Annotated in this window: 19 protein-coding genes; 12 read left to right on the plus strand and 7 right to left on the minus strand. The window is 30.1% G+C overall.

Annotation, left to right across the window (positions count from 1 at the left end):
• The first annotated feature begins 70 nt into the window (after window positions 1-70).
• From AWE51_RS19215 to AWE51_RS19250, 8 genes are all read left to right on the plus strand, one after another.
• Entirely contained in the window at window positions 71-1,348 is a 1,278-nt protein-coding gene (locus AWE51_RS19215) for a metal-dependent hydrolase family protein (protein WP_066316926.1), read from the plus strand.
• 63 nt (window positions 1,349-1,411) lie between these two features.
• On the plus strand, window positions 1,412-1,807 hold the full coding sequence (locus AWE51_RS19220) for a RidA family protein (protein WP_066316929.1): 396 nt from the start codon (window positions 1,412-1,414) through the stop codon (window positions 1,805-1,807).
• Window positions 1,808-1,876: 69 nt separating this feature from the next.
• Entirely contained in the window at window positions 1,877-2,332 is a 456-nt protein-coding gene (locus tag AWE51_RS19225; RefSeq protein ID WP_066316932.1) for a hypothetical protein, read from the plus strand.
• Window positions 2,333-2,350: 18 nt separating this feature from the next.
• Window positions 2,351-2,734 (plus strand): VOC family protein, encoded by a 384-nt coding sequence (locus AWE51_RS19230; RefSeq protein ID WP_066316935.1) that lies wholly within the window; start codon window positions 2,351-2,353, stop codon window positions 2,732-2,734.
• A 92-nt stretch (window positions 2,735-2,826) separates the two neighbouring features.
• The gene (locus AWE51_RS19235) at window positions 2,827-4,287 is read left to right on the plus strand and encodes a serine hydrolase (RefSeq protein WP_066316937.1); all 1,461 of its coding nucleotides are present in this window, start codon (window positions 2,827-2,829) and stop codon (window positions 4,285-4,287) included.
• Between the two features lie 90 nt (window positions 4,288-4,377).
• Window positions 4,378-4,962: a GDP-mannose pyrophosphatase NudK gene (nudK, locus tag AWE51_RS19240; RefSeq protein WP_066316938.1), complete on the plus strand. Its 585-nt coding sequence runs from the start codon at window positions 4,378-4,380 to the stop codon at window positions 4,960-4,962.
• A 13-nt stretch (window positions 4,963-4,975) separates the two neighbouring features.
• Window positions 4,976-5,500 (plus strand): endonuclease V, encoded by a 525-nt coding sequence (locus AWE51_RS19245; protein ID WP_066316939.1) that lies wholly within the window; start codon window positions 4,976-4,978, stop codon window positions 5,498-5,500.
• Window positions 5,501-5,562: 62 nt separating this feature from the next.
• Window positions 5,563-6,450 (plus strand): haloalkane dehalogenase, encoded by an 888-nt coding sequence (locus AWE51_RS19250; RefSeq protein WP_066316940.1) that lies wholly within the window; start codon window positions 5,563-5,565, stop codon window positions 6,448-6,450.
• Window positions 6,451-7,056: 606 nt separating this feature from the next.
• Here the strand turns inward: AWE51_RS19250 and fabD are convergent.
• The 3 genes from fabD to AWE51_RS26210 form a co-directional block, all read right to left on the minus strand.
• Entirely contained in the window at window positions 7,057-7,938 is an 882-nt protein-coding gene (gene fabD / locus AWE51_RS19255) for an ACP S-malonyltransferase (protein ID WP_066316945.1), read from the minus strand.
• 74 nt (window positions 7,939-8,012) lie between these two features.
• The gene (locus AWE51_RS19260; protein WP_082832517.1) at window positions 8,013-8,864 is read right to left on the minus strand and encodes a fructosamine kinase family protein; all 852 of its coding nucleotides are present in this window, start codon (window positions 8,862-8,864) and stop codon (window positions 8,013-8,015) included.
• Window positions 8,864-9,802, minus strand: a complete 939-nt coding sequence (locus AWE51_RS26210; RefSeq protein ID WP_082832518.1) for a dihydrofolate reductase — start codon at window positions 9,800-9,802, stop codon at window positions 8,864-8,866. Before AWE51_RS26210 ends, AWE51_RS19260 begins: the two co-directional genes overlap by 1 nt.
• 65 nt (window positions 9,803-9,867) lie before the next feature.
• Between AWE51_RS26210 and AWE51_RS19270 the strand changes: the two genes are divergently transcribed.
• The 4 genes from AWE51_RS19270 to AWE51_RS19285 all read left to right on the plus strand — a co-directional run bounded on the left by AWE51_RS19270 (window position 9,868) and on the right by AWE51_RS19285 (window position 14,427).
• Window positions 9,868-10,938, plus strand: coding sequence for an aminotransferase class V-fold PLP-dependent enzyme (locus tag AWE51_RS19270; RefSeq protein ID WP_066316947.1), 1,071 nt, complete (start codon window positions 9,868-9,870; stop codon window positions 10,936-10,938).
• 367 nt (window positions 10,939-11,305) lie between these two features.
• Window positions 11,306-11,602 (plus strand): isoamylase early set domain-containing protein, encoded by a 297-nt coding sequence (locus AWE51_RS19275; RefSeq protein WP_066316950.1) that lies wholly within the window; start codon window positions 11,306-11,308, stop codon window positions 11,600-11,602.
• Between the two features lie 916 nt (window positions 11,603-12,518).
• The gene (locus AWE51_RS19280; protein ID WP_066316952.1) at window positions 12,519-13,793 is read left to right on the plus strand and encodes a hypothetical protein; all 1,275 of its coding nucleotides are present in this window, start codon (window positions 12,519-12,521) and stop codon (window positions 13,791-13,793) included.
• 232 nt (window positions 13,794-14,025) lie between these two features.
• Complete coding sequence (locus tag AWE51_RS19285) at window positions 14,026-14,427, plus strand: response regulator (protein ID WP_066316955.1); 402 nt, start codon at window positions 14,026-14,028, stop codon at window positions 14,425-14,427.
• Window positions 14,428-14,806: 379 nt separating this feature from the next.
• Here AWE51_RS19285 and AWE51_RS19290 read toward each other — a convergent pair whose 3' ends face one another.
• The 4 genes from AWE51_RS19290 to AWE51_RS19305 all read right to left on the minus strand — a co-directional run bounded on the left by AWE51_RS19290 (window position 14,807) and on the right by AWE51_RS19305 (window position 19,219).
• Window positions 14,807-16,354 carry a hybrid sensor histidine kinase/response regulator gene (locus AWE51_RS19290; protein ID WP_066316957.1) on the minus strand — a complete coding sequence of 516 codons (1,548 nt, stop codon included), beginning with the start codon at window positions 16,352-16,354 and terminating at the stop codon, window positions 14,807-14,809.
• A gap of 460 nt (window positions 16,355-16,814) precedes the next feature.
• Window positions 16,815-17,219 (minus strand): response regulator, encoded by a 405-nt coding sequence (locus AWE51_RS19295; protein WP_066316959.1) that lies wholly within the window; start codon window positions 17,217-17,219, stop codon window positions 16,815-16,817.
• 710 nt (window positions 17,220-17,929) lie between these two features.
• A complete protein-coding gene (locus AWE51_RS19300) occupies window positions 17,930-18,211 on the minus strand; it encodes a DUF427 domain-containing protein (RefSeq protein WP_066316961.1) in 282 nt (93 codons plus the stop codon).
• A 33-nt stretch (window positions 18,212-18,244) separates the two neighbouring features.
• Window positions 18,245-19,219 carry an L-histidine N(alpha)-methyltransferase gene (locus AWE51_RS19305; protein WP_066316964.1) on the minus strand — a complete coding sequence of 325 codons (975 nt, stop codon included), beginning with the start codon at window positions 19,217-19,219 and terminating at the stop codon, window positions 18,245-18,247.
• Window positions 19,220-19,223 lie beyond the last annotated feature (4 nt).

Genomic DNA, 19,223 nt, shown 5'->3' on the forward strand with positions numbered 1-19,223 from the left:
TCCTTGTGTTTTTGTTAACTCATTCAATTAGGCTATATTTAGCCTAATATAGAATTATACACTTCACACAATGCAAAAGTTACACACTCTTATTTTAATATTCGCTTGTACTTTTTTCTCGCAAGCGCAGGATACGTATTTACAATGCGGAAAAATCATAGATACCAAAGCTGGAAAAATTTTAATTGAAAAAACCATAGTTGTATCGGGAAATAAAATAACAAAAATTCAGGATGGATATACTACCGGTAAAAAAGGAGATACTACTATTGATCTAAAAGGTAAAACGGTAATGCCCGGATTGATTGATATGCATGTTCATTTAGAAGAGGAAACAAACCCTAAAAAATATATACAACGATATACTGATAACGAAGCTGATATTGCTTATAACTCTGTAGAATTTGCCAAAACTACGCTAATGGCAGGATTCACAACCGTAAGAGACCTTGGCGGTAGTGGTGTTAATATCTCACTTAAAAAAGCTATCAGTAAAGGCAGAATAGATGGTCCAAGAGTTTTTACAGCTGGTAAAGCTTTAGCAACCACAGGAGGTCATGCTGATCCCACTAATGGAAGTAAGAGAATTTTAATTGGTGACCCAGGTCCTAAAGAAGGAGTAGTTAACAGTATTGGTGATGCAAAAAAAGCAGTAAGACAACGTTATAAAAATGGCGCAGATCTTATTAAGATAACCGCTACTGGTGGCGTACTTAGTGTAGCTAAAAGTAGTTCAAATCCGCAATTCACTTTAGAAGAAATAAAAGCTATTTGCGAAACCGCAAAAGACTACGGTTTTCATGTTGCTGCACATGCTCATGGTGACGAAGGGATGCAACGTGCTATACTAGGAGGTGTAAAAACTATTGAACATGGTACTCTGATGAGTGAAAAAACCATGGACTTAATGAAACAACACGATGCGTATTTAGTACCAACTATTACAGCCGGAAAAGAGGTTACCGAAAAAGCCGCTATTAAGAATTACTATCCCGCTATTATTGTTCCTAAAGCTCTCGAAATTGGGCCAAAAATTCAAAACACTTTTAGTAAAGCCTATAAAAGAGGGGTCGGAATTGCTTTTGGTACTGATGCTGGAGTATATAAACATGGCCAAAACGCAAAAGAATTTGAATTTATGGTAGAAGCAGGAATGCCAGCTATAGAAGCAATACAAAGCGCTACAACAACCAATGCGAAACTTCTGAATATGCAGGATCAATTAGGACAAATTGCCATTGGTTTTCTAGCCGATATTGTAGCTGTAAATGATGATCCTACCAAAAAAATAAGCACTATGGAAAATATTGTGTTTGTAATGAAAGATGGCAAAGTTTATAAAAAATAATCTATACCAAAACTTATCCTACAAAGAAACTATCTTAAAGCATAATAATGTATACATAAGGATATGAGCGAAAAAAAATATATCACAACGGGAGAAGGACTACCTAATTGGCCCAATCCTATAAGCCATGCTGTTGTGGTTAATAATATGTGTTTTGTAAGCGGTCAATTGGCTGTTGATCCTAATGGCGATTATGTCTCTGGAACCGTTTTAGAAGAAGGCAAATTGGCATTCTCTAACTTTTTTGCAGCTTTAAAAAATGCTGGGTTTACAAAAAACGATGTCGTATTTATTGATATTGCATTTGATGATTTAAAATATTTACCAGAAATAAATAAATTATATATTGCTCTATTCCCTGAAGGTAAAAGACCAGCAAGAACTATATATCAAGCAGAAGCTTTACCTTTTGGTGGAAAAATTAAGATTACAGGAACTGCAGTTAAAGATTTAAGTTAATGGGTTATATCGTATAAATTATATTAAAACTGATTTTAAAATTCAACCTCCAGAAAACATAGATTAATCATGGAAAAAACCTTTAAAATATTTCATTATATAAGTTTTTTACAATATCCATTTTTAATAATTGCACTATATTATTGCTATAAACCAATAATCTTTGATAATCAAAACTTTGTTGAAAGTTATAATTTAGGATTGTTATTTATAGGAATTGGACTTAGTTTTACTTCGCTTGCCGACATAAAAAAAAGAACTAAACTTGGTGACAAAATATTTGGGAATCCAAAAAATGCAAAACTTTGGATTATTTATTTAGGTATACTCGTATTATCAATCTTTTCATTAGCCATTATCACAATGTTTTTTACTAAAAAACCTGAATTAAATCAAATATCTATTGGATTGTTTGTATTGGGTATTGGAACTATTGGATTACTGCGAATGAATCTTGAAATTATCAAAACATATCAGCCAGATTGGGCTAAGCTAAAAAAACATAAAGTATTAGATAAATCATAAATTTTAAAACCTAAAAACATGAGACTAAATGCTGGAATTCTAACCACAAAACTCCAGGAAACAAAATCATTTTATACCGAACACCTAGGGTTTACTATAAAATTTGAGAACGAATTTTATCTCTTATTACATACACCAAACAAAAAAGATACAATTAGTTTTCTTTTACCCAACCATCCCACTCAACACCCTTTTTTTCACCCAGAATTTCAAGGACAAGGAATGTATTTAACGATTGAGGTCGAAAATGTTGATGAGTTTTATCATAATTTACAGAATCAAAATATCGAAATCAAAGTTGACCTAAGAGACGAACCATGGGGTGAAAGACACTTTGCTATTGAAGATCCCAATGGTATCGGAATTGATATCGTAAAATACACAGAACCTCTAGAAAGCTAAATCCATTACTTTCAAAAAATACTTAGTAACATTTTAAAAATAGTTAGACATATAGTTACGCAACAATCATTTAATCAAAAAACCACACGATCATGAAATCTAACTTAAGTCAAACTTCAAAAAGGATATTGTGTATTGGTATCTTCTTTCAATTAATTACAATCTCTATTTCTACAGCACAAACCAAAGTAGATAAGATTGATAAGGTTATGCAACTGTACTCATCATATAACCAATTTAATGGTTCTGTTTTAGTTGCAGAAAAGGGAAAAGTAGTATATAAGAAAGGATTTGGATTAGCTAATATGGAATGGGATATTAAGAACAAACCCGATACTAAACATCGATTGGGTTCAATCACGAAACAATTCACTGCAATGTTAATTCTTCAATTAGTTGAGCAAGGAAAATTAAAATTAGATGTTCCGATCACTACTTATTTACCTAATTACACCAAAGCCACAGGGGATAAAATAACAATTCATCACTTACTTACACATACTTCTGGCATTCCAAATTATACCTCTTTTGCTGGTTTTTTTCAAAATACATCTCGCAATCCATACACCCCAGAAGAATTTGTTAACGTATTTAAAGACTCTACATTACAATTTGTACCTGGTCAAAAATTTGCCTACAGTAATTCAGGATACTTCTTACTAGGATATATCATAGAAAAAGTATCAGGTAAGACTTATGAACAAATGCTGCAAGAAAATATCTTTACTCCATTAAAAATGAACAATACAGGTTATGATCATCACCATACAATTCTAAAAAATAGAGCCGGAGCTTATCAAAAGAATGGAAATTCGTATCTAAATGCTGGATTTCTAGATATGTCTATCCCTTATGCTGCCGGATCAATGTACTCTACCGTAGAAGACCTGTATTTATGGGATCAAGCATTATATACGGATAAATTAATTTCCAAAAAGAGTAAAGAGTTAATGTATACACCTTTTAAAGCAAACTATGGATATGGATGGAGTATTCGGTATCAAAAAATAGGTAAAAGCAATGATAGTATAAAAGTGATAGGTCATGGGGGTGGTATTAATGGCTTTAATACACTTATCTCTAGATATCCATCTGATCAAAATTTTGTTATACTACTCAATAATACGGGAAGAACTAATTTAGGAGAAATGACTACTGCTATCACAAATATTCTTAATAACCTTCCTTATGAAGAGCCTAAAAAATCGCTGGCATTTTCATTACTAGATATCATCAAAAAAAATGGTATCACTTCTGGTCTCGCAGAATTCAAAAAATTAAAAAAATCTGCAATTCATAAAATTGACCAAAGAGAAATGAATAGCGCAGGTTACCAATTATTACGATCAGGGAAAGTTAAAGAAGCAATCGAAATTTTTAAACTTAATGTTGATGCTTTTCCTAAATCTGGAAATGTATATGATAGCTTAGGCGAAGCATACATGACCGATGGAAATAACGAACTTGCAATTGAAAACTACAAAAAATCCGTTGAAATAGATCCAAAAAATAGTAGCGGAGCGGCCATATTAAAAAAACTTCAATCCAAATAGAAAAAAGCTCTATCAGATCTTACACATTTATCCCAGACACCTTTTCTTTTTTGTTTATTTTGTAGTCTAAATGCGATAACACATCAATTCATGTCGAATCAAAACATAAAAATTACCAAAAAAGAAATTTTATCTGATAATTGGTATACACTTCATAAAGTAACTTACGAATATCTAAACAAACAAGGACAATGGGAAACACATCAAAGAGAAGCCTATGATCGAGGAAATGGTGCAGTAATTTTATTATACAATGCCAGTATCAAGAAAATAATCCTAACCAGTCAGTTTAGATTACCCACATATATTAATGGTAATACTAATGGTATGATGATCGAAGCATGTGCTGGATTATTGGATCAAGACAATCCGGAAGATTGTATTAGAAAAGAAACTGAAGAAGAAACTGGATATAAAATAGATAAAGTGCAAAAAGTATTTGAATCTTATATGTCTCCAGGTTCTGTAACAGAAGTATTGTATTTTTTTATAGCTGAATATACTAGTGACATGAAAGTTAGTGAAGGTGGCGGCATTCAAGAAGAGCAAGAAAATATAGAAGTGCTTGAACTAGATTTCGAAAAAGCAATGTCAATGATGTATTCTGGTGAGATAAAAGATGCCAAAACAATTATGTTATTACAATATGCCAAAATCCACAACTTGATATCATAAATTGTTATTAATCATGATTCTAGCCCTAGACACATATTATTATAAAAATAAAGCAAAAACCGTTTGTGTGTGCTTTACTGATATTTCTAATAATCAACCCATACATATTTATTCTGAAATTATAGAAGGTGTTTCGGCATATGAACCCGGAGCTTTTTACAAGAGAGAATTACCCTGTATTCTTAGTATTTTAAAACAAGTTGATCTAAACGAAGTAACCTATATCATTGTAGATAGTTTTGTGATACTTGATGATTCAGGAAAATTTGGACTTGGCGGTCATTTATTTGAGGCTCTTGACAAAAAAATCCCCATTATAGGTGTTGCTAAATCTGGTTTTCATGCCAATAAAAATAATGTTTTAGAACTCTTGCGAGGCGAAAGTAAAAAACCATTATATATTTCTGCTATTGGAATCGAACTACAAACAGCATATATGATGATAAAATCAATGCATGGTGCATACCGAATGCCGACACTATTGCAACTCTTAGACACCAAAACAAAAGAAAATACAAAAGATTTTCTCGAAGGATAATTTTCAGGAAATTACAACTAATACGACCAAATATACAGTCCAATTATTAATCCTTTACAATTATGCAAATCTTAAAGCCAGATTTTACTCGTTTCAAATCAATTACAGATTTTCCTTATGCAGAGAATTTTGTTGATTTCGATACTCTCAAAATGCATTATATAGATGAAGGAAAAGGTGAAACAATTTTAGCATTACATGGAGAACCCACATGGTCATATTTATACAGAAAGTTCATCCCTATTTTAAAAGATTATCGATTTATTGCTCCAGATCTTATTGGTTTTGGTAAGTCTGATAAAATTGTTGGGCGCAAAAATTACAGTTTTGACTTACATTTTAGGTCTTTAGAAAATTTAATTCACAAATTAGATATAAACGATATTACTTTGGTAGTTCAAGATTGGGGAGGTATTCTTGGACTCTGTTTATTAGCAAAGTACCCTGAACGATTTAAAAGAGTAGTAGTACTAAATACTTTTCTACCTGTCGGAAAAAAAATGTCTTTCTTTTTTAAACTTTGGAGAATGTATGCTAAATACCACCCTTCTCTATCGATTGGTACTATCATACGCCAAGCCTCTTATCAAAAGATCCCTGCTGAAGTTATTAAAGCATATGAAGCACCATTCCCCAATCGTAAACATAAGGGTGGTGCAGTAGCTTTTCCTTTGTTGGTTCCCGCTACACCTAATGATCCTGCTGTAAAACCAATACAAAAAGCAAGAGATGTTCTTTCAAAATGGGATAAACCTGCTCTAGTTATGTTTTCAGATAATGACAAAGTATTGGGTGGTCTTCAAAAATTCTTTTATAAGTTGATTCCCACCGCCAATGAGCAACAAAAGATCATAATTAAAGATGCTGGACATTTTTTACAAGAAGAAAAAGGTGAAGAAATAGCAATGTATATTGATAAATTTATAAAAGGTGAGCTCAAAACAAAATAATTAGGATTTTAAGATTATCATAAATTTACTTATTCCCTACCCTTCAGTGCTATAAAAACTATTTCCCCCGCCATATCCCAATAGCCTAAAAACAACTAATAATCAACAAGTTAACACTTTTTTCTGTTTGATATTTCGCACCAATACAATAGGATGAAATATTTTTTCAGAAGAATCTCTTGTAGTTTTGTTTCATCGATTATTAATACATTATTAAATAGCTGGTATCAAACTTAAAACTAATAACTATAAAAAAAACTACTATGAACTTATTTAAAACAAAATTCAGATTTAACTTCAAAAACATTATTAGCATATTATCAGAGCTTCCTAAAGCTTGTAGTTATGCAATACACAGATAAAAAGGAGTATAATAGGGAAAACAATTACACATCACTTTTAAAACTTTTATTATGAACACAAAAATTAAATTAAACTATATAGTGCTGGCTAATATTTGCTTGTTAAGCAGCATAGTTTCAATGATCACATTAATTTTATTACTATTTTAAATTATTATCAAATCAATTTATTTATGAAATACAGCATAAAAAAGCCCCTAAAGGTGATGCACCGTTAGGGGTTAATTTTTACAATCTTGTTCTATTATATTGCTGCTGAAATTGTTTCCATAGATCGATCTACTTTTTTAACAAGTCCAGATAACACTTTACCAGGACCAACCTCTGTAAATGACGTCGCTCCATCATTAATCATATTCTTTATACTTTGAGTCCACTTAACAGGAGCTGTAAGCTGAGCTATCAAATTCTTTTTAATTTCTGAAGGATTCGTAACAGCTGTAGTAGTTACATTTTGGTATACAGGGCAGTTTGGTGTGTTAAAGGTAGTTGCTTCTATTGCCGCTGCCAGTTCTTCTCTTGCCGGTTCCATTAATGGGGAATGAAAAGCACCTCCTACTGGTAAAACCAAAGCTCTTCTTGCCCCTTTTTCTTTCATAACTTCGCATGCTTTTTCAATAGCATCGACCTCGCCTGATATTACCAATTGACCTGGACAATTATAATTAGCCGCTACTACTACTCCATCAATTCCTGCACATACGTTCTCTACAACTTCATCTTCTAACCCCAAAACTGCTGCCATTGTAGATGGTTTTAATTCGCAAGCTTTTTGCATAGCTAATGCTCTTTTGTACACCAATCGCAATGCGTCTTCAAAATCTAAAGTACCATTTGCTACTAATGCCGAAAATTCACCAAGAGAATGTCCTGCAACCATATTTGGTTTAAAATCTTCTCCAAGTACTTTACTAAGTATTACTGAGTGTAAAAAAATAGCAGGTTGTGTTACTTTAGTTTGTTTTAGCTCTTCTGCAGTGCCTTCAAACATAATTTTGGTGATCTCAAAACCTAATATTTCATTGGCTTTTTCAAAAAGTTCTTTGGCTATAGCTGAGTTTTCATATAAATCTAAACCCATTCCTGAAAATTGAGCTCCTTGACCAGGAAAAACATATGCATTCATGTGCTGTTTGTTTAAAATTTTCACAAAAGTAAGGATTCTAAGTTATAAAGTTTCAAAGTACATTGTTAAGGATACTATGAATACATTTTTACAATTGTTTTTACCTGTTGATAATACGAAACACCAAATAAATTGAGATGTACCAATAGGTAATACAATTGCCAAATGGGTTGTCGTATTTTCCAATTTTCTATCAAAGGATAAGTATCATGATATACTTCAAATATACGGTTATCAAATCCACCAAAAAGATGCATCATTGCAATATCCATTTCTCTTGATGCATAAGCAACAGCTGGATCAATAAGACATGGTAGTCCTTCTTCATTTATTATATAATTTCCATTCCACAAATCCCCGTGTACCAAACTCGATTTTTCAGAAGGAATTTCATTTTCTATATTCTTATAAAACATATCCAAACCTAAAAAGGCAAATCCTTTTTGTATCGCCATATTAAACTGTGGTTCTAATCTACTTACGATATAAAAATCAAAGGCTGATTTACACTTAGTATTTTTTTGAGAAAGACTTCCTATATAATTATCCTCTTCAAATCCAAAATACGGTTTAGATTCTCTATGTAGTTGGGCTAATCGTTTTCCAAACTCTTCTGAAAAGTTAGTTGTTTTTTCTCCTTTAGCGATATATGGCATCATTAAAAATGCATCATCACCCAAAGTTCCTACTTGTAACACATCAGGTATTACAAAGCAGTTACAATCCCGTAGTTTTTGCAGTCCAGCAGCCTCTGCCTCAAACAATCCTGGAAATTTAGAATTACTATTAAGCTTAATAACAACTTTTTGATTTTTTGTTATTAATGCATACACAGAATTAATATCTCCTCCAGACAAGAGGTACGATTCTTTAATTTTTTCAGAAAGTAATGTTTCAAAATGGTTTATGTGTTTTGGAGATAACACTATTTTCTTTTGTAAGTCAAATATGTAAATGGGAATTGATGTCTTTCATCTTTATCATGAAACTCTTCTTTAACCAACTCCCAATGTGCAGTATCTATTTCCGGAAAAAATGCATCGGCTTCAAATTCACCATGAACTCGTGTAAGTTCTATACAATCAGAAACTTCCATCCCTAAACGATAAATCTCTCCTCCGCCTATAATAAAAGGTTGTGGATCATTTTTTGCCGCTTCAAGAGCATCTGTTAGACTATTTACAACTACTGCTCCTTCTGCTTGAAAGTCTTTATTACGAGTAATTATAATATGTAATCTATTGGGTAAAAGTTTAGGAAAAGATTCAAATGTTTTACGCCCCATAATTATAGGATGGCCAGTTGTAATCTGTTTAAATCGCTTAAAGTCGTCAGGTAAATGCCATACAAGATCATTATCCTTTCCTAGAGCATTATTTTCTCCTGCAGCTGCAATCATTGTAATCATAGGTTTGGGTCCTTTTAATTCTTCAACAATATCGGATGTTTTTCCTTTAATGAATTCTTCTTTCTTTTTGATCAGTTCTTCTTTGGGATACATCAACTCTATATCTTTTTGAATCAATGCTATTTCTTCTTTTTGTTTAGCGACTAGGCGCTCCATTTGACGATCTGTCCATTCTTGTCCCATAAACTTGCTAAACAACCATACATTGCAAAAGTGTAAAATAAATAGAAACGCCCAACATATAATACCTATTACAAACCAATCAGTACCAAAAAAAGTAACAGTCTTACCAAAACCAAAAACTAAATTTAATACAGCCATAAAAACCGCTCCTATTACAAAAACAACAAAATGCTGAAACAATCTTTTCTTTTGTAATATTCTTTTTCGTGCGTGCTCATAGAGTTCACGTTGTTGCGGATCAATTTGTGGAATTTCTTTTCTTCTTGAAAACATATTAATGCTAACTTAGTATCGGCTAGTAAAGATATAGTTTTTAACAAAAAGCCCTAAAATTACTTATGAAGAATTTAAGAAAAGAATTTCCTGTATTATCACAATATACATATCTCAACACTGCTTCTTCTGGATTACTTTATGATTCATTATTAGATAAAAGACAAGAACATGATTTAGACTTTCTTATTGGTGGGAGTATTTTTAGGAATTCGCAACAAGAATTTTTAAATGGTGTTCGCACAACTATTGCTAATTTTTTTGATGCCTCTGCTAACAATACCATATTAACTCCCAACTTTTCGCTTGCCTTTAATACGCTCTTAAATGGACTTGAAAAAGATAAAAAAGTACTTTTATTAGATCAAGATTACCCTTCAATCAACTTTTCGGTACAAAGCAAAGGTTTTGAAGTTTGTTTTGCAAAAGTAGATGCTAGTCTAGAACAAAATATTGAAAAAGCAATACAGAAAAACAAACCCGATATTTTTGCATTTAGCCTTGTACAATATATAAATGGAATCGCTATAGATCTCGAATTCGTAACAGCACTCAAAACCAAATACCCTGATATTCTATTTGTTGCAGATGCAACACAGTTTTGTGGCACTAAGAATTTCAATTTTAAAGACTCACAAATAGACATTCTTGGATGTAGTGGCTATAAATGGCTATTGGGAGGTTACGGTAATGGTTTTATGTTATTTAAAGATTCTGTATTAGATCACTTAACACCAGTATCCTACAAAAAAACTGCTCTAGAAGTTGACTACGACCCATCATACACTAATCTACAGGCTAGATTTGAATGTGGTCATTTGGATACTTATAACTTTGGAAGCTTAAAAAATTCGTTAGATTTTTTATCTAAAGTTGGGATAAAGACGATTGAACATACAATTCAGGAATTAACCAGTTTTGCCAAAGAAGAATTTACTAAGTTAAATCTTTTAGAGCATTCTGTTTTGCAAAGACAAAAGCACAGTTCTATTTTTAACCTAAATACAAACGAAAAAGTGTTTAACCATCTAAATGAGCGCAACATTGTTACTTCTTTGAGAGGAACAGGGGTTCGAATAAGTTTGCACTTTTACAATACTATTGAAGATCTTGAAGTGCTATTAAAAAATCTATAAAATCAAATCAATTAAACACCTTTATTTTATATTCTAATTCTAACCAAAGGGCGTCTATCTTAAAAAAACTTCATCACAAAACTTAATCTTTACAACTACTTTTAAAAGAACTAAGTTACTATCTACTAAACTAATATAACTCTGATTGTCTTAAAATAGAGGTTTTTGACTTTCTTTAAAAAGTACTCTAAGGTCATACAATGAATGCTATAAAGTTTTTTATCCCTTAACTACATCGTTATCGTCAATATCTTTATGTTAAATGTTAATTAAATTACTGAAAATCTGAAAGTTCAAACTTTTCAGGTTTGAAGTTTTATAGTAACTTAACATCTAATTATTAACCAATATTTAATCTTAAAATAGAATTATGATTACCAAACAATACTTAAAGTCTAAACCAATTTGTAAAGTCACTTTTATTGTTCCTGCCAAAGAAGCTGATAATGTAAGTGTGGCTGGAGAGTTTAATGAATGGGACACTAAAGCTACAGTTCTCAAAAAACTCAAAAACGGAAATTTTAAGGGAACCATTAACCTTCCTAAAGATAATCAGTTTGAATTCAAATATGTTGTAGATGGTGAATGGACAAACGAAGCTGAAGCTGACGGTTATCAATGGAACGATTTTGCATCTGCCGACAATAGTGTACTTGTATTATAAAACATAAATCGTTGGGGTTGTATTGCGCTCTACAACCTCAACATCTTTATTTACAAACTCTTTTTGATTTATACCACCCCTTTGTTTAAATCTACTTGAAAAGACGACACTGATTGTTCTTTTTTAAAATCTTTTCTATGGGTTAGAATTGAATTTATTTTCAAACCCAGTTATGACTATACCATATGTCTAAACATTAAGCTACAAATTGAAATCATTTTAGGTTCATCTAAAATATCTAAACCTAGTTAATTGTAGATTATCTCTTAAACTAATTTTCATTTTTTCTCTATTATAATTTAAAAGCTTTACCATGATTTATTTGAGTCTAATCATAAAAAAATAAAGGTAAAGGCCTAAAAATCAAATTTTAACACATCATTTCATTTAAAATAATTGACTTTAAGCTGGTTATTTGATGTTCTTTTTAAAGTCAATTCGATGAAATACACTCTTTTTCGATTAAAAACACGGTTAAAATGTTAATTTTTCACATTTTAAGCCATAAATTTTAAATATTAAATTTCAAATATTTTCTAAAAAACAAAATTCAATATCTTTAAAATCAATACTTTACAATAACAAGTGTTTTAAACACACATTCCTGAGAGTCAATTTTTTATGGTAAAACAGTACTTTTTTTGTATTTAAAAAGTTTTTGATGCTCGTTATGTGCAATTACATTTGACTATAACAAATTACTAACCACTATTAATGGTTACAAAATGTATAAATAGTGTTTTTGCAACAAACACTTATTAATTAAATTATTGAATAAATGGTAAATACATAATTATAATATTATGATATTCTATGCTATTTAATAATGCAAGATATACATAAAATCTCTAGTTCTTTAAAACAGCTAGAATAAAAAAAACTAAAAACAATTAAGAAAATATTTAAGCTATCAAACATGAAAAAAACCACACTATTCATCTTGTTTTTCTTGTGTATCTCTGGGACATACTGCCAATCAAAACTATATACTTTAAACTTAACATATCCCGATGAAGTTTTAAGTGAGTTCGAATATACACCCGTACTATATGAGGTACATAAAAAAGATTTGACAAATGTTTTTATTGAAAAATCTATGAATAAGAATAATGTATATAACTCATTGCAAAAAAAGATTTTAAATCTAAAAGAAGAAAGTATAACCATACGTAATGCATATGAAAAAGCACTCATCAAGCACAAAAAAACAAATCTAATTAGTGCTTATATTAAAATTTTCGAGAATTCAAATGCTCCTATAGATATTAGAAAAGAGGAGCTGATTAAAGCTCAAAAAATTGCAGATAATTACAATATAGATATTTTCGTATATGCCGACGATAACACTGTACCGGACAAAAAAAATGGTTTAGATATAATAAAGAATAACCCACTTCATTTTAATAATTATCTAAAAAATGAGGTGCTATCAATTACCAAAAATAATCCTAAACCAAAGCCTTACCACAAAACAATTGATCAAAGAATCAATATGTTAAGAAATAAAGCAAAAATGATAAAAAAGAACAAAACAATTGCTTTATTAAAAGATAGAATCGAAAATGAAAAAAGTTTTCTTTTAGGCGATAGAGCAAACTATAACAACTTATCAGGTGTTTTTGAAAAAATAGGAAACTATCAAGTTATTAGTAATGATTATGGTCCGTTTTTTAAAAATGAACTAATTCAAGATAGCATCATTAAAAAATTTAATATACCGAAAAATCATATAGTATTTCAGGAAACTACGACTCTTATTATCCATAGTAAAAGCAAAAAATATTACTTAGTAGCGCATGATCTTTTAAAAAAAGTTAATCATACACCCTATCTAGAACAAGTCGTATATACCAATAAAATCAAAAATAACAATACGGTAAATCAAACAAACACTATAGAATATTCTTTAAAAGAATATGAGTCCATGATCACAGAATGTAAAAAATTGACAATGAAACTCATAGCTCATAAAGAAATTGCTCAAAAAGGCAATATGACTAAAACTCAATTTAAGAACTGGAAAAAAGATCTGGTAGAAGCTAAACTTCTGAATTATCGTATTTACGAATTTACATCGGCATATAAACATTTTAATTACCCTTTAAGTAAATATGTGAATAAAGAAGTCTTAAACAACTACAATTATTTTTCTGAGATACTAACTAACAGCAGTAAACATGTAGCTTTATGATGATTATCTAAAACTCTACATACTAACAATTCAATAAAAAATTTATTTAACCTTTTAAACAAAAAAATATGAAACTATTTTACGGAATTATGATCGTTGATCTAAAAAAAATTAAAGAATTTATCAAAACACTACCAGCGGCTAGTAGTAATGCGATACATCGATAACATTTTTAGTTATTGCATTTATAACAGTTACATCTATTTAACAAATAAGTTAACCCCTAGAAAAAATGAAGAACCCCTTAAAACATATTTTATTAGTCGATGATAGTCCAGCAACTAATTTCTTTAATGAAACAGTAATCAAAAAATGTGATCTAACACAAAATATTAGTGTTGCTCTAAATGGTGCTGAAGCTCTTACTTTTTTTGATGAAACAAAAAGTACATTAAGTACTCCTGAAATCATCTTTTTAGATATTAATATGCCCATTATGAATGGATGGGAATTCTTAGATAATTATAAAAAATTGAACATTAAAAACTCGATTGTGATCCTAATGATTGGATCCAATTTACAACCTAATGACAAAGAAAAACTTAAGAATTACCATTTTATAAAGGGGGATAGTCAAAAAATGTTGAACAAAGAATTTTTGTACAACATCGTTAACGAACACTTTGATTTATAAGAACTACGACTTAATCAGTTACTGAGAAAAAAACAAAACTCTATTACAGTATTATTTCTCATTATTAGTCTATAAATTCAATTAAGATAATTACGCAATGTTTAACCTAAAAAAACGCATAGATATAAAAAAAGTTACACTGTTTTGATCAAGAAGTATAAGTCTATGAATTTTGCCAGACCATCATTTACTGACTAGTAATAACACTATACATTGGCAAATCCTGACGCTACTACAGAAGATATGCATGCAATTTTATCATTACATGCTAACACAAAAGATATCCTAAAAAGACAATTTTATTAATGTTTTTTTAGGGTATCTTTTTTATAATCACAAACCCTTATATGGCAAACACTTAAACATAATCATTAGCATATTAGCTATTATTTTGTGATATCTGTTTATAAATTTTATTAAGGAGATCTTCTTGTGAAAAAGGTTTATTGATAAAGTCATTCATTCCTGATTTAAGGCATTTTTCTTTTTCACCATCAGCATTTTGAGCCGTAAAACCAATTATGGGAGTGTTAGAGATAGTTTTGTCATCATAACTTTCTCGAATTAGGCGGGTCGTTTCATAACCGTTCATTGGAAACATCATAAGATCCATTAGCACAACATCATACTTTCTTTTTTCAATGTACTTAATGGCTTCTTTCCCATTCATTGCGGCATCCACAAAAAACACCCCTTTAGAAATTAATAATTTCATAATTAAAAACTGATTAACCTCTTTATCTTCTACTAATAAAACTCTAAATTTTCTCCCCAAGTCGGGAAGCGTATATTTTTTTCCCTTTCCTTCGTCCTTTTTTTTCTTTAAAATTTTAAATACAAAAGGAAGATTAAGACTAAAGGTACTACCTTCATCAATCTTACTACTAACTTTTATATCTCCACCCATAAGTTCGACTAGGTTCTTAACGATAGTTAAACCTAATCCCGTACCTGTAACTTGTTTATCTTCATGAAAGCGCGTAAATCTATCAAAAACAGACTTAAGATTTTCTGCAGTAATACCTTGTCCCGAATCTGACACAGAAAAATTAATACTCAGGTTACCAGCTCTTTGATAGTTCTGGGTAACTTTTAAACTTATTTTACCCTGTTTTGTATATCGAAATGCATTATTAAGAAGATTAATTAGTATTTGTTGAACTCTAACACGATCACCAATAAGTTCTGATGTAATATTTTCATCCAGGTAAACTTCTAATCCAATATTTTTTTCTTCTGCCAGATATCGATACTTTTTTTCAAGATCACGAATAAGCTTTACAAAATCAAAATTTTCTTTTTTAATTTCGAGTAGACCAGCTTCAATTTTAGAAACATTAAGCATATCGGTAACAATCGCATCAAGTTGTTTACTTTCTCGTTTTATAATGTTAATCAATTCTTCTTGATCAAAATTAAGTGAAGTTTTTTCTAAGATTTCTGTAAAACCAAGGATTCCCGTTAGAGGAGTTTTAATTTGGTGATTAATATTAGCAATAAGACTATTTTTGAATTCTTCTTTTTTTAATAAAAACTCATGTTTCAATTCAAGTTCTTTATTCTTAAAAAGTATATCATTTTTTTGCTGTGCTATTTTCGTAAGTTCTTTATATTTTGAAGTATACTCAAAAATTACAATGATTATTTCTGTAGGATCAAAACAGATGGTTACATCACATACTTTAGTTTCAGATGGTTCTTCAAAATGCACACAAGAAAAAGTGTATTCTTGATTATTTTGATTGGAGTTTTCTAATAAATCATGAATGATTTCAAAAAAAGGATGTGCCTCAAAAATAGAGCTTCCCTCGTTCCAATTAAACAAAATATAATCTGTTTTTTTTATGATTCCGTCAAAAGCAACTACCAAAAATTGCATATTGTTTTGAAATCTTAAACGATATTTTTGACTTAGTGTATCTACCATTTCACTTCAGGTTAGCATTTACGCTATACAAAGTAATATATTATAATATTGAAAAATGTTATTGAATAATTAATGGGATGTCCTAATCCTTTGTTTCTGAATCCTGTCTCTTTTTATATCCTCCTGCACTCTCTAATGCAAATAAATTAAATGTTCGACATTTTTATTATTATAATTCGTTGTGAGTAAACATGTTCTTTGTATGAAGATAATATTTTTCTAATTATTATCCAATTGATTATACTATTCTAAAAACTGTGAATGCCAGCAAGACAAGCTTGATTATAAATTACCTATATCCATATACAAACTTATAGTTTCAACATGAAATATTAATGAAATGCATATTTTAACACTATTTCTAATTGATTAAAAATTTCCGTTTTGTTTTATTATACCATAAGTAAGGTATTGACTATAAATTATCTATAAGCAAAATTGACAATGCGTAAATCAACAATTAGATATCCACAAAATGGGTTTCTAAAACTTTATCTAGTATTGCTGTTGAAAGAGGTTTGCTAATAAAATCATTTACATTATCTATTTCTCTTGATCTTGAAATATCAATAGGATCATTAGATGTTGACAAAATAATAAGTTTATTACCTCGTGTTATACTATTACACAAGCCATTATATTGTTCAATAAATTCCCATCCATTCATACCTGGCATATTAAGATCTAAAAAAATAAGCTGTGGTTTTTTAGTGAAATTTACATTTATTGATTTGAGATAGTCTAATGCAATACTTCCGCTGAGAAAAGTCAAAATATTTTTAAACTTATTGTGTTTAGTGATAATTCTTTTATGTACATATTGTGTAGCCTTATCATCATCTATTAACAATACTGTTTCAACCATATTTTTTTGCCTTTTGAAGTTTATTCTTTGCAAAGTTGAGTAACAATTTTGATTTTTTTATATAGTAGCTGATATTACACATCTATATTTCAGGACGAAAGTTGAAAATATCAGATAAATGGTAAATCTATCTATTTTTACCCTAATACAATAGTACCAAAAGGATAAACAAAATTGGTTTGACTATTTATAGTCTATATATCCAAAATCAATTGGGAATATTATAAACATTCAAGAATATCATAAGTTACTAAAATGATACAATGTCAAATTCGAGTTAAATGAAGGTACCATTGTATTATCGCAGCTCTAATTTTACTAAGGTAATAGCCATAGAAATTAATTCTGAAGGGACCATATGCAGTTTCAAATTCTAATGAAACTGTACATATTATTTCATTTTAAGCAGAGTTTCGCCCTTCTACGAACTTTTTAGGACAAATTTATAAAGTATGCATGAACAGAATCTCTGTAGAAGTAATTGATGAAAAGGTAGTTCAACATATACAGATAGAGATGTTAGCCTACCTAAACTAAAAACTTTCAAGAATCAAATATTTAACTCTTATAAAAAAACAATTATGCAATTAATCGTCTGAACGACAAATAATTACCTAAAATAGCTGTTGTTGTTCTAGAAAGAGATCAAGATGAAAATATTTAATCAAATCTACAATCAAAAAATGTCAAAATCTTATGGTTGTAGTGAACTATTCTACTACTTCAACACCTTTCCAAAAAGCAACATAATTCTTGATTTGTTTTGCCAAATCGCTTGTTTCAGGGTAATACCAAGCTGCATCGGGATTCTTTTCTCCGTTTACCTCTAATGTATAGTAAGACGCTACTCCTTTCCAAGGACAATTGGTATGCGTATCACTTGATTTAAAAAATTCTTTATTTATTGCTTCTGGCGGAAAGTAGTGATTATTTTCTATAACCTTAGTATCATTACTCTCTGCTAGTATTTGACCGTTCCAAATTGCCTTCATCTTTATTATATTTTTATATTTTTAAAATGCTTTTTACTTTGACTTTGTAATTAAATAGTTTTTATAATCATTGTTTTCGTCTGAAAAAGAGTTCACAACTTTTAAGCCTGATTCTTCTGTTAACCATTTTACAATATCATCATCATATTTTTGAGAAATCTCGGTATGAATACTCTCCCAAGCTTCAAAATGCACTTGCAATGACAAACTATCTATATCAACCGTTTGCTTTTTTTTACTTACTAAATAACTCTTAGCAGTACCGCTTTCGGGGTCATAGGTTTCCCAATGCATAAATGCATCAACATCAAAGTTTCCTCTAAGCTCTTTATTAATTCTTGATAAAACATTTTTATTAAATTTTGCTGTTACACCAGTTTTGTCGTTGTAAGCGTCAAGAACTTTCTGAGGATGTTTCTTTTGATCAAATCCCATAAAAACTAAATCATCAGAATGCATTGCATTACAAAGTTTTTTCAAAAACTGGATTGCCCTTGGATGTAATAAATTACCAATATTAGACCCCAGCACCATAATTACTTTTTTTCGATCACTTATATGATTTAAACGATCCAAAACCTCAAAGTACTCTCCTATTTGCCCTTGAACAAGTACATCTGGCATTTCGAGATCTAAATTTTTCACTAATCCGTCAACAGCATTTTGACTTATATCTATAGGCATATATGTAAAATCATACCCTTTCTTTTGTAATTCTTTGAGTAATATTTTAGTCTTTTTACCGTCACCCGCCCCTAGCTCTATTAAATCAAACCCTTTTTTATACTTATCAAAACTTTCGATTATAGCCGAGGCGTTTTCTTTAAAAATATTATATTCTGCTCTGGTAAGGTAATACTCTGGCAACTCCATTATTTGCTGAAATAATTCATCACCTACTTCATCGTAAAAATATTTTGATGACAAATATTTAGGAAAAGCTGTCAACCCTTCATACACTTCTTTTTCGAATGTCGAAACTAGTACCTTTTGATCTTTAGAATTCATTAAA

The sequence above is a fragment of the Aquimarina aggregata genome (genome assembly GCF_001632745.1).
GTDB classification, from domain to species: domain Bacteria; phylum Bacteroidota; class Bacteroidia; order Flavobacteriales; family Flavobacteriaceae; genus Aquimarina; species Aquimarina aggregata.

What these genes read in the sequence shown, in the direction of transcription:
- AWE51_RS19270 (WP_066316947.1), top strand. Translation starts at nt 9,868, where the DNA reads ATGAAGAATTTAAGAAAAGAATTTCCTGTATTATCACAATATACATAT.
- AWE51_RS19235 (WP_066316937.1), top strand. Translation starts at nt 2,827, where the DNA reads ATGAAATCTAACTTAAGTCAAACTTCAAAAAGGATATTGTGTATTGGT.
- AWE51_RS26210 (WP_082832518.1), bottom strand. Translation starts at nt 9,802, where the DNA reads ATGTTTTCAAGAAGAAAAGAAATTCCACAAATTGATCCGCAACAACGT.
- AWE51_RS19250 (WP_066316940.1), top strand. Translation starts at nt 5,563, where the DNA reads ATGCAAATCTTAAAGCCAGATTTTACTCGTTTCAAATCAATTACAGAT.
- AWE51_RS19300 (WP_066316961.1), bottom strand. Translation starts at nt 18,211, where the DNA reads ATGAAGGCAATTTGGAACGGTCAAATACTAGCAGAGAGTAATGATACT.
- AWE51_RS19225 (WP_066316932.1), top strand. Translation starts at nt 1,877, where the DNA reads ATGGAAAAAACCTTTAAAATATTTCATTATATAAGTTTTTTACAATAT.
- AWE51_RS19220 (WP_066316929.1), top strand. Translation starts at nt 1,412, where the DNA reads ATGAGCGAAAAAAAATATATCACAACGGGAGAAGGACTACCTAATTGG.
- AWE51_RS19215 (WP_066316926.1), top strand. Translation starts at nt 71, where the DNA reads ATGCAAAAGTTACACACTCTTATTTTAATATTCGCTTGTACTTTTTTC.
- nudK (WP_066316938.1), top strand. Translation starts at nt 4,378, where the DNA reads ATGTCGAATCAAAACATAAAAATTACCAAAAAAGAAATTTTATCTGAT.
- AWE51_RS19285 (WP_066316955.1), top strand. Translation starts at nt 14,026, where the DNA reads ATGAAGAACCCCTTAAAACATATTTTATTAGTCGATGATAGTCCAGCA.
- AWE51_RS19305 (WP_066316964.1), bottom strand. Translation starts at nt 19,219, where the DNA reads ATGAATTCTAAAGATCAAAAGGTACTAGTTTCGACATTCGAAAAAGAA.
- AWE51_RS19245 (WP_066316939.1), top strand. Translation starts at nt 4,976, where the DNA reads ATGATTCTAGCCCTAGACACATATTATTATAAAAATAAAGCAAAAACC.
- AWE51_RS19290 (WP_066316957.1), bottom strand. Translation starts at nt 16,354, where the DNA reads ATGGTAGATACACTAAGTCAAAAATATCGTTTAAGATTTCAAAACAAT.
- AWE51_RS19230 (WP_066316935.1), top strand. Translation starts at nt 2,351, where the DNA reads ATGAGACTAAATGCTGGAATTCTAACCACAAAACTCCAGGAAACAAAA.
- AWE51_RS19295 (WP_066316959.1), bottom strand. Translation starts at nt 17,219, where the DNA reads ATGGTTGAAACAGTATTGTTAATAGATGATGATAAGGCTACACAATAT.
- AWE51_RS19280 (WP_066316952.1), top strand. Translation starts at nt 12,519, where the DNA reads ATGAAAAAAACCACACTATTCATCTTGTTTTTCTTGTGTATCTCTGGG.
- fabD (WP_066316945.1), bottom strand. Translation starts at nt 7,938, where the DNA reads ATGAATGCATATGTTTTTCCTGGTCAAGGAGCTCAATTTTCAGGAATG.